The 13,446-nt window shown below is 60.5% G+C and carries 13 protein-coding genes; 10 read left to right on the top strand and 3 right to left on the bottom strand.

Translation table 11 applies throughout. The features are described 5' to 3' along the window. Positions 1 to 59: 59 nt before the first annotated feature. The 6 genes from F8N96_RS12790 to F8N96_RS12765 all read left to right on the top strand — a co-directional run bounded on the left by F8N96_RS12790 (position 60) and on the right by F8N96_RS12765 (position 6,987). The gene (locus tag F8N96_RS12790; RefSeq protein ID WP_150798116.1) at positions 60 to 1,367 is read left to right on the top strand and encodes an ABC transporter substrate-binding protein; all 1,308 of its coding nucleotides are present in this window, start codon (positions 60 to 62) and stop codon (positions 1,365 to 1,367) included. A gap of 167 nt (positions 1,368 to 1,534) precedes the next feature. Further along, positions 1,535 to 2,443 carry a carbohydrate ABC transporter permease gene (locus F8N96_RS12785; RefSeq protein ID WP_150767110.1) on the top strand — a complete coding sequence of 303 codons (909 nt, stop codon included), beginning with the start codon at positions 1,535 to 1,537 and terminating at the stop codon, positions 2,441 to 2,443. Then, positions 2,436 to 3,281 carry a carbohydrate ABC transporter permease gene (locus F8N96_RS12780; RefSeq protein ID WP_150798115.1) on the top strand — a complete coding sequence of 282 codons (846 nt, stop codon included), beginning with the start codon at positions 2,436 to 2,438 and terminating at the stop codon, positions 3,279 to 3,281. The genes F8N96_RS12785 and F8N96_RS12780 overlap by 8 nt, the downstream gene beginning before the upstream one ends. Before the next feature lie 3 nt (positions 3,282 to 3,284). Next, the gene (locus tag F8N96_RS12775; RefSeq protein WP_150798114.1) at positions 3,285 to 4,445 is read left to right on the top strand and encodes an ABC transporter ATP-binding protein; all 1,161 of its coding nucleotides are present in this window, start codon (positions 3,285 to 3,287) and stop codon (positions 4,443 to 4,445) included. 225 nt (positions 4,446 to 4,670) lie between these two features. After that, positions 4,671 to 6,017 carry a carbohydrate porin gene (locus F8N96_RS12770; RefSeq protein ID WP_150798113.1) on the top strand — a complete coding sequence of 449 codons (1,347 nt, stop codon included), beginning with the start codon at positions 4,671 to 4,673 and terminating at the stop codon, positions 6,015 to 6,017. A 115-nt stretch (positions 6,018 to 6,132) separates the two neighbouring features. Next, positions 6,133 to 6,987 (top strand): D-hexose-6-phosphate mutarotase, encoded by an 855-nt coding sequence (locus F8N96_RS12765; RefSeq protein WP_150798112.1) that lies wholly within the window; start codon positions 6,133 to 6,135, stop codon positions 6,985 to 6,987. Positions 6,988 to 7,111: 124 nt separating this feature from the next. On the opposite strand, the gene F8N96_RS12760 is transcribed toward F8N96_RS12765, so the two are convergent. Beyond that, positions 7,112 to 7,972 (bottom strand): MurR/RpiR family transcriptional regulator, encoded by an 861-nt coding sequence (locus tag F8N96_RS12760; RefSeq protein ID WP_191630669.1) that lies wholly within the window; start codon positions 7,970 to 7,972, stop codon positions 7,112 to 7,114. 239 nt (positions 7,973 to 8,211) lie between these two features. Here F8N96_RS12760 and zwf point away from each other — a divergent pair, with 239 nt between their 5' ends. From zwf to F8N96_RS12745, 3 genes are read left to right on the top strand one after another with little or no spacing between them, the layout of a single operon-like run. Further along, a complete protein-coding gene (gene zwf / locus F8N96_RS12755) occupies positions 8,212 to 9,681 on the top strand; it encodes a glucose-6-phosphate dehydrogenase (RefSeq protein WP_150798110.1) in 1,470 nt (489 codons plus the stop codon). Next, on the top strand, positions 9,668 to 10,381 hold the full coding sequence (gene pgl / locus F8N96_RS12750) for a 6-phosphogluconolactonase (RefSeq protein ID WP_150798109.1): 714 nt from the start codon (positions 9,668 to 9,670) through the stop codon (positions 10,379 to 10,381). The genes zwf and pgl overlap by 14 nt, the downstream gene beginning before the upstream one ends. Positions 10,382 to 10,398: 17 nt before the next feature. Continuing rightward, complete coding sequence (locus F8N96_RS12745) at positions 10,399 to 11,064, top strand: bifunctional 4-hydroxy-2-oxoglutarate aldolase/2-dehydro-3-deoxy-phosphogluconate aldolase (protein ID WP_150767117.1); 666 nt, start codon at positions 10,399 to 10,401, stop codon at positions 11,062 to 11,064. 221 nt (positions 11,065 to 11,285) lie between these two features. Here F8N96_RS12745 and F8N96_RS12740 read toward each other — a convergent pair whose 3' ends face one another. Further along, a complete protein-coding gene (locus F8N96_RS12740) occupies positions 11,286 to 12,467 on the bottom strand; it encodes an aminotransferase class V-fold PLP-dependent enzyme (protein ID WP_150798108.1) in 1,182 nt (393 codons plus the stop codon). A 32-nt stretch (positions 12,468 to 12,499) separates the two neighbouring features. After that, complete coding sequence (locus F8N96_RS12735) at positions 12,500 to 12,736, bottom strand: DUF3820 family protein (protein ID WP_128870220.1); 237 nt, start codon at positions 12,734 to 12,736, stop codon at positions 12,500 to 12,502. A gap of 203 nt (positions 12,737 to 12,939) precedes the next feature. Here F8N96_RS12735 and F8N96_RS12730 point away from each other — a divergent pair, with 203 nt between their 5' ends. Then, positions 12,940 to 13,407, top strand: coding sequence for a ferritin-like domain-containing protein (locus F8N96_RS12730; RefSeq protein WP_128870219.1), 468 nt, complete (start codon positions 12,940 to 12,942; stop codon positions 13,405 to 13,407). The last annotated feature ends 39 nt before the right edge of the window (positions 13,408 to 13,446 follow it).

Here is a 13,446-nt window from a genome sequence, read left to right as displayed (position 1 = left end):
GAATCCTTGCAGCGCAAGCACCAGACTTGCATGCATAACAACAAGAAAGGTACTTCCAGATGAACGCGATTTCTCGCCTCGCTACTGTCGTTTCTCTCGCCTCGTTGCTTCCCCTGTCTGCATTCCCGCTGAGTGCCCTTGCCGCTGATGCCAAAGGTTCGGTGGAAGTCGTTCACTGGTGGACCTCCGGTGGTGAAAAGGCCGCGGTCGATGTGCTCAAGGCTCAAGTCGAAAAAGACGGCTTTACCTGGAAGGATGGCGCAGTCGCCGGTGGTGGCGGTTCCACGGCCATGACCGTACTCAAGAGCCGCGCAGTCGCCGGCAACCCGCCGGGTGTTGCCCAGATCAAAGGCCCGGACATCCAGGAGTGGGGCAGCACGGGCCTGCTCAGCACCGACGCGCTGAAAGACGTTGCCAAGTCGGAAAACTGGGATGGCCTGCTGCCTGCGAAAGTCTCCGACACCGTGAAGTACGACGGTGACTACGTGGCCGTGCCGGTGAACATCCACCGCGTCAACTGGCTGTGGATCAACCCGCAAGTGTTCAAGAAAGCCGGGATCGACAAAGCCCCCACCACCCTCGAAGAATTCTATGCCGCCGGCGACAAGCTCAAAGCCGCAGGCTTCATCGCGCTCGCCCACGGTGGCCAGCCATGGCAGGACAGCACCGTATTCGAAGACGTGGTGCTCTCGGTCATGGGCGCCGACGGTTACAAGAAAGCCCTGGTAGACCTGGATCAGAAAACCCTCTCGGGGCCCGAGATGACCAAGGCCTTCACCGAGCTGAAGCGGCTCACCGGCTACATGGACCCGAACCGCGCCGGTCGTGACTGGAACATCGCCGCCGCCGACGTCATCAACGGCAAGGCCGGTATGCAGATGATGGGCGACTGGGCCAAGAGCGAATGGACTGCCGCGAAGAAAGTCGCCGGCACGGACTACCAGTGCGTGCCGTTCCCGGGCACCGAAAAAGCCTTCACCTACAACATCGACTCGCTGGCCGTGTTCAAGCTCAAGGCCGACCGCAAAGGCGACATCGCCGCCCAGCAAGACCTGGCCAAGGTCGCCCTGGGTAAAGACTTCCAGAAAATCTTCAGCATCAACAAAGGCTCGATCCCGGTGCGCACCGACATGCTCAACGACATGAGCGGCCAGGGCTTCGATGCTTGCGCGCAAACCGCGGCCAAGGACTTCCTGGCAGACGAGAAGACCGGCGGCCTGCAACCGAGCATGGCGCACAACATGGCCACGTCCCTGGCCGTGCAGGGCGCGATCTTCGACGTGGTCACCAACTTCATGAACGACAAGAACGCTGACCCGGCCAAGGCCAGCGCGCAACTGGCTTCGGCTGTGAAAGCTGCCCAGTAATCTCCGGCACATATCTGAGCGCGTTCCCCTGTAGGAGCGAGGCTTGCCCGCGAAAGCAGTCTGACATTCGACACATTTGTCACCCGTTACACCGCCTTCGCGGGCAAGCCTCGCTCCTACAAGGAATCGCCGTGCCGATTTCATTCCTCTCCACCTGGATTATCCCGATGAGCTCTGTGGCGGTTTTCAGCAAAGCCTCACCGTTCGATGCGCTGCAACGCTGGTTACCCAAGTTGGTACTCGCGCCGAGCATGCTGATCGTGTTGGTTGGCTTCTACGGTTACATCATCTGGACATTCGTTTTGTCCTTCACCAACTCCAGCTTCATGCCGAGCTACAAATGGGTCGGCCTGCAGCAATACATCCGCCTGATGGACAACGATCGCTGGTGGGTCGCGAGCAAAAACCTCGCGCTCTTCGGCGGCATGTTCATCGGCATCAGCCTGGTGCTGGGGGTGTTCCTCGCGGTGCTGCTGGACCAGCGCATTCGCAAGGAAGGCTTCATCCGCACTGTCTATCTGTACCCGATGGCACTGTCGATGATCGTCACCGGTACCGCCTGGAAATGGCTGCTCAACCCAGGCCTGGGCCTGGACAAGATGCTGCGTGACTGGGGCTGGGAAGGCTTCCGCCTCGACTGGCTGGTGGATCAGGATCGCGTGGTGTATTGCCTGGTGATCGCCGCCGTGTGGCAAGCCTCCGGATTTGTGATGGCGATGTTCCTCGCCGGCCTGCGCGGTGTCGATCAATCGATCATCCGTGCCGCGCAGGTCGACGGTGCGAGCCTGCCGACCATCTATTTGAAGATCGTGCTGCCGAGCCTGCGCCCGGTGTTTTTCAGCGCCTTCATGATCCTCGCGCACATCGCGATCAAGAGCTTCGACCTGGTGGCGGCGATGACGGCGGGGGGGCCCGGCTACTCGTCCGACCTGCCGGCGATGTTCATGTATTCCTTCACCTTCAGCCGTGGCCAGATGGGCATCGGTTCGGCCAGCGCCATGCTGATGCTCGGTGCCGTGCTGACCATCCTCGTGCCGTACCTGTATTCCGAGCTGCGAGGCAAACGCCATGACTAATCAACTCGGCAAACCATCCCTGAGTTTCAGCCGCATCGCGATCTACGCCACCCTGCTGTTGGCAGCGGCGGTGTACCTGATCCCGCTGGTGGTGATGCTGCTGACCAGCTTCAAATCCCCCGAAGACATCCGCACCGGCAACCTGCTGAGCTGGCCGACCGTGATCGACGGCATCGGCTGGCTCAAGGCCTGGGACGTGGTCGGCGGCTACTTCTGGAACTCGGTGAAAATCACCGTGCCGGCAGTCTTGATCTCGACCTTCATCGGCGCGATGAACGGCTACGTGCTGTCGATGTGGCGCTTCCGCGGTTCGCAACTGTTCTTCGGCCTGTTGCTGTTCGGCTGCTTCCTGCCGTTCCAGACCGTGCTGCTGCCAGCCTCGTTCACCCTCGGCAAGTTCGGCCTGGCCAACACCACCACCGGCCTGGTGCTGGTGCACGTGGTCTACGGCCTGGCCTTCACCACGCTGTTCTTCCGCAATTACTACGTGAGCATCCCGGATGCGCTGGTCAAGGCGGCACGCCTGGATGGCGCAGGCTTCTTCACGATTTTCTGGAAGATCCTGCTGCCGATGTCGATCCCGATCGTGATGGTCTGCCTGATCTGGCAGTTCACCCAGATCTGGAATGACTTCCTGTTCGGCGTGGTCTTCGCCAGTGGCGATGCCCAGCCGATTACCGTGGCCCTGAACAACCTGGTCAACACCAGCACCGGGGCCAAGGAATACAACGTTGATATGGCCGCCGCGATGATCGCCGGGCTGCCGACACTGCTGGTCTACATATTCGCTGGCAAGTATTTCCTGCGTGGGCTGACGTCCGGCGCGGTCAAGGGGTAAAACATGGCAACTCTCGAATTACGCAACGTCAACAAGACCTACGGCGCCGGTTTGCCGGACACCCTGAAGAACATCGAACTGAAGATCGATGACGGTGAGTTCCTGATCCTGGTCGGCCCGTCGGGCTGCGGTAAATCCACGCTGATGAACTGCATCGCCGGTCTGGAAACCATCAGCGGCGGGGCGATCCTGGTGGACGACGCCGACATCAGCGGGATGAGCCCGAAGGATCGCGACATCGCCATGGTGTTCCAGTCCTACGCGCTGTACCCGACCATGAGCGTGCGCGACAACATCGCCTTCGGTCTGAAGATTCGCAAGATGCCGGCCGCCGAGATCGACGAAGAAGTCGCCCGCGTCGCCAAGTTGCTGCAGATCGAACACCTGCTGAGCCGCAAGCCCGGCCAGCTTTCCGGTGGTCAGCAACAGCGGGTGGCGATGGGCCGTGCCCTGGCGCGGCGGCCGAAGATCTACCTGTTCGACGAACCGCTGTCCAACCTCGACGCCAAGCTGCGCGTCGAGATGCGCACTGAAATGAAACTGATGCACCAGCGCCTGAAAACCACCACGGTCTACGTGACCCACGACCAGATCGAAGCCATGACCCTGGGCGACAAAGTGGCGGTGATGAAGGACGGGATCATCCAGCAGTTCGGCACGCCGAAAGACATCTACAACAACCCGGCCAACCTGTTCGTGGCGAGCTTCATCGGTTCGCCGCCGATGAACTTCATCCCCCTGCGTCTGCAGCGCAAGGACGGTCGTCTGCTGGCGCTGCTCGACAGTGGCCAGGCGCGTTGCGAGTTGCCGCTGGGCATGCAGGACGCCGGGCTCGAAGATCGCGAAGTGATCCTCGGCATGCGCCCGGAGCAGATCGTGCTGGCGGGCAGCGAGCCGAATGGCTTGCCGACCATCCGCGCCGAAGTCCAGGTCACCGAACCGACCGGGCCCGACACCCTGGTGTTCGTCAACCTCAACGAGACCAAGGTCTGCTGCCGCCTGGCGCCGGACGTCGCGCCGGCCGTGGGCGAGACCCTGACCCTGCAGTTCGATCCGTCGAAAGTGTTGCTGTTCGATGCGAAAACCGGTGAGCGGCTGGGGGTGGCCGGCCTGCCGAAAACCGAGGCCCACACTGCCAACGTAGCGCAATTCAAAGGCCGCTGAAGATCAAAAACTGTGGGCGTTCAATGTGGGAGCGAGCCTGCTCGCGAAAGCGGTCTGACATCCAACAACGATGTCAACTGAGCCACCGCTTTCGCGAGCAGGCTCGCTCCCACAATGGAAATATCCCACAGGGGGAATCTGCGGCGGACAGCCTGTCGTCCACCGCAACCGATGTAACCCGCGTTAGATAAAAAAAGTTAATAACAATAAAACGAGGATGTAGGGATGAAGAAGAACAACAACGCTCAGCTTATCTGCCAGTTGTCAGCGATTGCGGCAATGACGCTGGCCGGCAGTGTGCACGCGGCTGACGCGTTCAGCGCCGATTCCGAGTGGATGACCGGTGATTGGGGTGGCGAGCGGACCCGGCTGATCGAGCAGGGCATCGACATCAAGATGGATTACGTCGGTGAAGTGGGTGGCAACCTCCACGGTGGCTACAACGACGACAAGACCGCGCGTTACTCCGACCAGTTTGGCCTGGGCGTGGCCCTGGACCTGGAAAAACTGATGGGCTGGGATAACACCCAGGCCAAAATCCAGCTCACCAACCGTAATGGCGAGAACATCTCCAATGACCGTGTCGGCGACCCCCGTGCCGGCACCTTGAGTTCCTCCCAGGAAGTCTACGGCCGTGGCCATATGGTCCGTCTGACCCAGTTGTGGATCAAGCACCAGTTCCTCGACAATAAACTGGACGTCAAGGCCGGTTACTTCGGCGAAGGCGAAGACTTCAACACCTTCCCCTGTGAGTTCCAGAACCTGGCGTTCTGCGGGTCCCAGGTGGGTAACTGGGCGACCAACATCTGGTACAACTGGCCGGTCAGCCAGGCCGCGATCCGCGTGAAGTACAACATCTCGCCCGAGTGGTATGCGCAGATCGGCGCATACAACCAGAACCCGTCGCAACTGGAACACGGTAACGGCTTCAAGCTCAGCGGCAGTGGGACCAAGGGCACGGTCTTGCCGGTCGAACTGGTCTGGTTGCCCAACCCTGGCAACCTGCCGGGCGAATACCGTGTCGGTTACTACAAAAGCACGGCCAAGGCCGATGACGTTCGCGAAGACGACAACGGTGATGACGCGGCAACCAGCGGCAACGCCTACCGCAGCCACAGCAGCAAGTCCGGCTACTGGTTCGTGGCGCAGCAGCAACTCACCAGCCACAACGGTGATGCGTCCCGCGGTCTGAACATCGCTGCCAACGCCACCTTCCACGACAAGGACACCAACATCGTCGACAACTACCAGTCGCTGATGTTTGTGTACAAGGGCCCGTTCGATGCACGTCCGAAAGATGACATGGGTATCGGTTTCGCCCGTATCCATGTCAACGATGACGTCAAGAAAAACGCCGAGCTGGTCAATGCTTCGAATGGGGTTTCCGACTACCAGGATCCGCTGTTCTCACCACTGCGTAACACCGAGTACAACTACGAGATCAACTACGGTTTCCACGTCACCAACTGGCTGACCGTACGTCCCAACCTGCAGTACATCACTCACCCGGGCGGTGTGGATGAAGTGGATAACGCGCTGGTGGCCGGTTTGAAAATTCAGTCGGTGTTCTAACGTTGTTGCGATAAGCTCCTCTCCATGTGCGCATTTTTGCGGACGGCCAAGGCTGTCCGTTTTTTTTTGGGGCGGCGCAACCCGCAGAACAAGATGATTTTCAGGACCGTGGCACATGCATGAGCATCCGCTACAACGCTTCTTCAAATCCTTGCGCGAACGGCCGGTATTCGCGTGGGAGCGCTATCAGATGCGCGATGTGCTGGTGATCGATCATCCGCTGTGTCAGGCGGTGTTCAGTCGGCAGGGCGCGCAGTTGTTGCACTTCCAGCCCCGGGACCAGAAACCCTGGCTCTGGTGCGCAGCCAAATGGCCGAATGTCGGGGCGATTCGTGGCGGGGTGCCGGTGTGCTGGCCCTGGTACGGTCGCCATCCGAGCGAAAACGCCTGGCCGTCCCATGGCTGGGCCCGGTTGCTCGACTGGAAGCTGCTGGACAGCAGCAGTGACGACGATGGCGTGCGTCTGCACTGGCAACTGCAGTTGTGTGACTGGCAAGTGGACCTGCATGCGCACCTGGGCGAACGCATGGATTTGCGCCTGTGTACCGAGCATCAGGACAGCCTGCCGTGCCAGTTGAGCCAGGCGTTGCATGCCTATTGGCGGATTGGCGACGTCGGCGAGGTAGCGCTGTCTGGGCTCGAGGGAGCGCACGGCTACGACCACTTGAACCGCGAGGTCTGCCAGCAGGAAGGCGAGTTGCGAGTCGAGGGCGGCTGCCAGCGAGTGTTTCAGCAGGAAGGGGAATTGCAACTCAAGGACCACGCCTGGCAGCGGGCGTTGTGCATCGACACCGGCGACGATGCGGACACGGTGGTCTGGCATCCCGGTTCACGACCTTTGCTGGGGGTGAGCTGGAATGAGATGGGCGAGTTTGTCTGTGTCGAAGCGGCGAGCGGCGGGACCGATAGCCTGAGCCTGGCGCCGGGGGAGCGGGCGCACTTGAGTTTGCAGGCGCGGGTTGGGGCGTAATGATCGTTCCCACGCTCTGCGTGGGAATGCCTCTAGGGACGCTCCGCGTCCAGTGACGCGGAGCGTCACGGGCTGCATTCCCACGCGGAGCGTGGGAACGATCAGCCAGGCACTGAAGATGGGCCTAATTATACTCATCCCCAATCGGATACCGACTGGCATTCAAACTCTCTTTGATCTTGCGCAAATGCGGCTGGAAATCCACCCCCCGGCGCAGGGTCATGCCGGTGGCAAGCACGTCCAGCACGGTCAGCTGAATGATCCGCGACGTCATCGGCATATAGATGTCGGTGTCTTCCGGCAACGGAATGTTCAGGCTCAAGGTGCTGGCCTTGGCCAATGGCGAACCTTCAGCGGTCAGGCCCAGCACCGAAGCGCCGTTTTCCCGGGCCAGGCGCGCCACTTCCACCAGTTCGCGGGTGCGGCCGGTGTAGGAAATGATCACGAACAACTCGCCGGTGTGGGCGACCGAAGCAATCATGCGCTGCATCAGCACGTCTGCATGGGCGGTGACGGCCAGGTTGAAGCGGAAGAACTTGTGCTGCGCGTCCAGCGCCACCGGGGCCGAGGCGCCGAGGCCGAAGAAGTGGATCTGCCGGGCCTGGATCAACAGGTCGACGGCGCGGCTGATCAGGTTCGGATCGAGCGCCTGCAAGGCGCTGTCCAACGAGGCAATGGCGCTGCCGAAAATCTTCTTCGTATAGGCTTCAGGGTTGTCATCGGCCTCCACCGCACGGCTGACATACGCCGCGCCACTGGCCAGGCTCTGGGCCAGTTGCAGTTTTAGTTCGGGGTAACCGCTGACACCGAACGAACGGCAGAAACGGTTGACCGTCGGCTCGCTGACCTTGGAGGCCTGGGCGAGGGCGGCGATGCTGAAGCGAGTGGCCTGCTGTGGGTTGAGCAGGATCACCTCGGCTACTTTACGTTCTGCCTTGTTCAGGTCTTCAAGGCGATTCTGGATCTGCTCCAGTAAATTTCGCACGCGGTCCATATTGGTTCCTTAGCTCCGCAAACAAGAGAGCACTGCAAATAAGGGCCCCGGCTATGCAAATTGGGACTTTGATCGGGCCCGTCACGGTGGCCTATCCTACTGATGGCTCCGACCGACCACCACTCGGAATCTCTATTTTGGTAAAATGTTGTGGTTATTACTACATTTTCCCTTGAATGATGCCTTAAAAAAAGGTATTTGTAGCTTAACTTGATAAAAGAACAAACATCATGCCTTCGATTACGGTTGAACCGTGCACCTTTGCCTTGTTTGGCGCCCTCGGCGATCTGGCCCTGCGCAAGCTGTTTCCTGCCCTCTATCAACTCGATGGCGCAGGCCTGCTTCATGAGGATACGCGCATCATCGCGCTGGCCCGTGAACCCGGCAGCGAGCAGCAACATCTGGCGTTCATCGCCGCCGAGCTGCGCCGCTACGTCAATGACAAAGAGCTGGACGAAGCCGTGGTCGAACGCTTCCTGGCTCGCCTGAGCTACCTGCACGTCGATTTCCTCAAGGCTGACGACTATGTCGCCCTGGCTGAAATGGCCGGCAGCGCCCAGCGCGTGATCGCCTACTTCGCGACACCGGCCGCGGTTTACGGCGCGATCTGCGAGAACCTGTCGAAGGTCGGTCTCACCGAAAACACCCGCGTGGTGCTGGAAAAACCCATCGGTTCGGACCTTGAGTCTTCACGCAAGGTCAACGACGCCGTGGCGCAGTTCTTCCCGGAGAACCGCACCTACCGCATCGACCACTACCTGGGCAAGGAAACCGTACAGAACCTGATCGCCCTGCGGTTTGCCAACAGCCTGTTCGAAACCCAGTGGAACCAGAACTACATCTCCCACGTGGAAATCACCGTGGCCGAGAAAGTCGGGATCGAAGGCCGCTGGGGCTACTTCGACAAGGCCGGCCAGCTGCGGGACATGATCCAGAATCACCTGCTGCAACTGCTCTGCCTGATCGCCATGGACCCGCCGGCCGACCTGTCCGCCGACAGCATCCGTGACGAGAAAGTCAAAGTCCTCAAGGCGCTGGCGCCGATCAGCCCGGAAGGCCTGACCACGCAAGTGGTGCGCGGCCAGTACATCGCCGGCCACAGCGAAGGCAAATCGGTCCCCGGTTACCTGGAAGAGCCGAACTCCAACACCCAGAGCGACACAGAAACCTTCGTCGCCCTGCGTGCCGACATCCGCAACTGGCGCTGGGCCGGTGTGCCGTTCTATCTGCGTACCGGCAAGCGCATGCCGCAGAAGCTGTCGCAGATCGTCATCCACTTCAAGGAGCCGTCGCACTACATCTTCGCGCCAGAGCAGCGCTTGCAGATCAGCAACAAGCTGATCATCCGCCTGCAACCGGACGAAGGCATTTCCTTGCGGGTGATGACCAAAGAACAAGGCCTGGACAAGGGCATGCAGCTGCGCAGCGGTCCGTTGCAGCTGAATTTTTCCGACACTTATCGTAGCGCACGGATTCCCGATGCCTACGAGCGGTTGTTGCTGGAAGTGATGCGCGGCAATCAGAACCTGTTTGTCCGTAAAGATGAAATCGAAGCCGCGTGGAATTGGTGTGACCAGTTGATCGCCGGGTGGAAAAAATCCGGTGACGCGCCCAAGCCGTACGCGGCCGGGTCCTGGGGACCGATGAGCTCCATTGCACTGATCACGCGGGACGGGAGGTCGTGGTATGGCGATATCTGAATTGAAACTGCCTCAGGGCGTCAGCGCCCATGAGTTCAAGAGCCCGGTGTTGCTCGCCGAAGGCCTGGCGCTGAATGTGGCCAAGCAATTGAGCGACGCGATCGATGCCACCGGTACCGCAACGCTGGTGGTCTCTGGCGGTCGTAGCCCGGTGGCGTTTTTCCAGCACCTGGCCAGGCAGACGCTGGACTGGTCCAGCGTCGTGGTGACCCTGGCGGACGAGCGTTGGGTGCCGGTGGAACATGCAGACAGCAATGCCGGCCTGCTCAAGCGCTACCTGTTGCAAGGCCCGGCGGCCAAGGCTCAGTTCTTGAGCCTCTACAGCGCCAGCGCCAATCTCGAACAGGCGGCCGAGCAGGCTGATCGCTTGTTGGCTGAATTGCCGCCGATCGACGTGCTGATCCTGGGCATGGGCGACGACGGGCACACCGCCTCGCTGTTCCCGAACAGCCCGAACCTGGCCGACGCCTTGAAAGTCGACGGCAGCCGGCGTTGCTGGCCGATGCTGGCGCCGACGGTGCCGCATCAGCGCCTGACCATGAGTCGCGCGCTGCTGGCTTCGGCGACGAACACCGTTTTATCGATTTCCGGTCAGTCCAAGCTGACCACCCTGAGTGCCGCATTGGCCGGTGACGATGTCGCCGCCATGCCGATTCGCGCGTTTCTGCAACCTACGTTAGAGATTTACTGGTGCCCATGAGCCAAGGATCAGCCGCTATGACAAACACATCCCCGACCGTTTCCATGGCGGACAAAGTTGCCCTGATCGACAGCCTCTGCGCCAAGGCGCGGATCCTGCCAGTGATCACCATCGCTCGCGAACAGGACATCCTGCCGCTGGCCGACGCCCTCGCGGCCGGTGGCCTGACCGCCCTGGAAGTGACGTTGCGTTCGCAGTTCGGCCTCAAGGCTATCCAGATTCTGCGCGAGCAGCGTCCGGAACTGGTGACCGGTGCCGGTACCGTGCTCGATCGCACGATGCTGGCGGCTGCCGAAGCCGCCGGTTCGCAGTTCATCGTCACGCCGGGCATCACCCGTGATCTGCTCGAAGCCAGCGTCGACAGCCCGATTCCGCTGTTGCCCGGCATCAGCAATGCCTCGGGCATCATGGAAGGCTATGGCCTGGGCTACCGCCGCTTCAAGCTGTTCCCGGCGGAAGTCAGCGGCGGCGTGGCAGCCATCAAGGCCCTGGGCGGCCCGTTCGGCGAAGTGAAATTCTGCCCGACCGGCGGCGTCAGCCCGGCCAACATCAAAAGCTACATGGCGTTGAAAAACGTCATGTGCGTGGGCGGTAGCTGGATGCTTGATCCCGAGTGGATCAAGAACGGCGACTGGGCCCGCATTCAGGAATGCACCGCCGAGGCACTGGCGCTGCTGGACTGATTCGCTATACCCGACACCTCGTTGTGTGTTCTACGGCTTTACGGTGCGCTTGGTCGGTGCACCGTTTTTTTTTGCCCGCAAAAAAAACCTGTAGGAGCCGGCTTGCCGGCGAAGGTCGTCAACGATAACGCGTGTTTACTGGCTAATCCACGGCGACCATGACAACGCCTTCGCCGGCAAGCCGGCTCCTACAGGGGGGTACCCTGCGGTATCGTGTGATGTCAGCGCAGCTCGTTCAGCGCGCGGATCAATAGATCAATGTCAGCAGCGGTGGTGGTGAGGCCCGGCGTAATGCGAATGCACGGACCACTCGCGGCGCCGCTGCGCGCGATGGTGAACAGGTTGTAGTCCTGGAGCAGCCGCTCGGCCATCGCCTGTTGATCGGCATGCCGGGTAAAGCGCATCGACGTGATGCCGCAATACAGGCGCGGGTCATCCGGGGTCATGACTTCGATTCCCGACAGTTCGCGTACCGCGCGGACCCAGCGGTTGCGCAGGTAATTGAGGCGTGCGCCCTTGGCGGCGGAACCGCCCATGGCCTGGTGCTCCTCCAACACCAGCGGCAGGGTCAGCAGCGCCGGAATGTTCGGCGTGCTGTGTGGCGTGCGGGCGCGAATGTCGGTGGCCGGGAAGTGCGTCTCGCCCATGTCAGGGTCGATGTCGGCCAGGCGCCCGGGGTTGATGTAGATGAAACCGAGGGTCAGCGGTGCGCCGATCCATTTGTGCAGGTTATAGCCAGCGAAAGCGATGCCCAGGTCCTCGAAATCGAACTCGATCTGGCCCAATGCATGGGCACCGTCGAGGATGACATCGACTGCGTATTCCCTGGCCGCAGCGGCAATCGCCTTTACCGGCATTACCAGGCCAGTGCGATGGGTGACGTGGGTCAGGGCCATCAGTTTGAGGCGCGGATAACGGATGAAAGCTTCGCGGTAGGTAGTGAGCAGACTGTCGAAACTGGCAGGGTGACCGTGTTCGATCTCGATCACCTCGACCCCGCGATAGCGTGCCAGCCAGCGCAAGGCGCTTTTGACCGTGTCGTATTCCAGATCGCAGATCAGCACCTGGTCGCCCGGCTTGAGGCGATTGTAATTGCGGATCAGCGACTGCAAGCCGTCCGAGGCGTTGCGGGTGAGGGCAACGGCGTCGGGTGCTACGCCAACCAGCCCGGCCACTTGCGCACGGATTTCCAGGCTTTCGTTTCGATCGAAGCGTTGGCGCGCGTGCACCGAGTTGCTGCGGTTGATCAGTTCGATGTTGCGCTGATACTCCTCGACCACCGTGCGCGACATGCGCCCGAAGTAACCGTTCTCCAGATTGACCGGGCCGGGTTCGACAGCGTAGCGGTCGGCAAACGTCAGCCAGAAGGCTTCATCACGGGCGCGGCGGGTGTTATCGGGCATGGGCTACTCATCAGGGGCAGGTGAGGGGTGGTTCAGTGGCGAGGGGCAGGTTTGCCATGTTTGGCGCGCAGCGGTTCGAGCAGCTCCGACAGGCCGTTGTGATCGATTTCCTGCATCAGTGCCAGCAAGCCGCCCAGTTCGCCATGGGGGAAACCTTCCCGGGCGAACCAGTTCAGGTACTGGCCGGGCAGGTCGGCAATGATTCGACCCTTGTATTTGCCGAAGGGCATTTCACGGGTGACCAGCAGTTCGAGCTTTTCAGGATTCATCTATCAGCCGCCTGGATTCAATCAGTCTTGAAAATACAGGCATTCTGCATGCAGGCCAAATGACAGATCATGCAAAAAACGCGGATCCAGATTTGCCTGATAAGTATAACTATTTGAAATATAAGAATTAAATTGTCAATTCAAAGCTGGCATGCAGGGTGCAATAGCTATTGCATCTTTCATCAACCCGCGAGGATCTGAAAATGACCGACATGAATAAAGAAGCCATCTCTGTACTCAACGACCTGATTGAAACCAGCAAGGACGGTCAGGAAGGGTTCAAGACGTGCGCTGAAGACATCAAGAATCCGGAACTGAAATCGCTGTTCGTGCAACGTTCCGCCGACTGCGCCACCGCGGCTTCAGAACTGCAGGCCGCCGTGCGTTCGATGGGCGGTGATCCGGAAACCTCCACCAGTGTCAGCGGTGACCTGCACCGTCGCTGGGTCGACGTGAAGTCCATGTTCACCGGCAAGGATGAAGAGGCCGTGCTGAACGAAGCCGAGCGCGGTGAAGACCATGCGCTGAAGGCTTACAAAGAAGCCCTGGAAAAAATCAACAAGCACAACCTGGTGGGCATTCGTGACCTGGTCGAACGTCAGTACCATGGCGTGCAACGTAATCACGATCAGGTGAAAGCCCTGCGCAATCAGGCTCGCGCTCGCTCGTAAGCGCCCATGGTCTGTCAAAAACGCCAGCCAGTCTGGCGT

Origin of the sequence: Pseudomonas fluorescens (genome assembly GCF_902497855.1) — a bacterium.
Lineage (GTDB): Bacteria > Pseudomonadota > Gammaproteobacteria > Pseudomonadales > Pseudomonadaceae > Aquipseudomonas > Aquipseudomonas fluorescens_BI.
Note: the sequence above shows the minus strand (reverse complement) of the source record. Positions and strands in the feature narration are given on the sequence as shown.

Excerpts from the sequence above, each read along its gene's own strand:
- F8N96_RS12790 (WP_150798116.1), top strand. The coding sequence starts at position 60 with ATGAACGCGATTTCTCGCCTCGCTACTGTCGTTTCTCTCGCCTCGTTG.
- F8N96_RS12785 (WP_150767110.1), top strand. The coding sequence starts at position 1,535 with ATGAGCTCTGTGGCGGTTTTCAGCAAAGCCTCACCGTTCGATGCGCTG.
- F8N96_RS12780 (WP_150798115.1), top strand. The coding sequence starts at position 2,436 with ATGACTAATCAACTCGGCAAACCATCCCTGAGTTTCAGCCGCATCGCG.
- F8N96_RS12775 (WP_150798114.1), top strand. The coding sequence starts at position 3,285 with ATGGCAACTCTCGAATTACGCAACGTCAACAAGACCTACGGCGCCGGT.
- F8N96_RS12770 (WP_150798113.1), top strand. The coding sequence starts at position 4,671 with ATGAAGAAGAACAACAACGCTCAGCTTATCTGCCAGTTGTCAGCGATT.
- F8N96_RS12765 (WP_150798112.1), top strand. The coding sequence starts at position 6,133 with ATGCATGAGCATCCGCTACAACGCTTCTTCAAATCCTTGCGCGAACGG.
- zwf (WP_150798110.1), top strand. The coding sequence starts at position 8,212 with ATGCCTTCGATTACGGTTGAACCGTGCACCTTTGCCTTGTTTGGCGCC.
- pgl (WP_150798109.1), top strand. The coding sequence starts at position 9,668 with ATGGCGATATCTGAATTGAAACTGCCTCAGGGCGTCAGCGCCCATGAG.
- F8N96_RS12745 (WP_150767117.1), top strand. The coding sequence starts at position 10,399 with ATGACAAACACATCCCCGACCGTTTCCATGGCGGACAAAGTTGCCCTG.
- F8N96_RS12740 (WP_150798108.1), bottom strand. The coding sequence starts at position 12,467 with ATGCCCGATAACACCCGCCGCGCCCGTGATGAAGCCTTCTGGCTGACG.
- F8N96_RS12735 (WP_128870220.1), bottom strand. The coding sequence starts at position 12,736 with ATGAATCCTGAAAAGCTCGAACTGCTGGTCACCCGTGAAATGCCCTTC.
- F8N96_RS12730 (WP_128870219.1), top strand. The coding sequence starts at position 12,940 with ATGACCGACATGAATAAAGAAGCCATCTCTGTACTCAACGACCTGATT.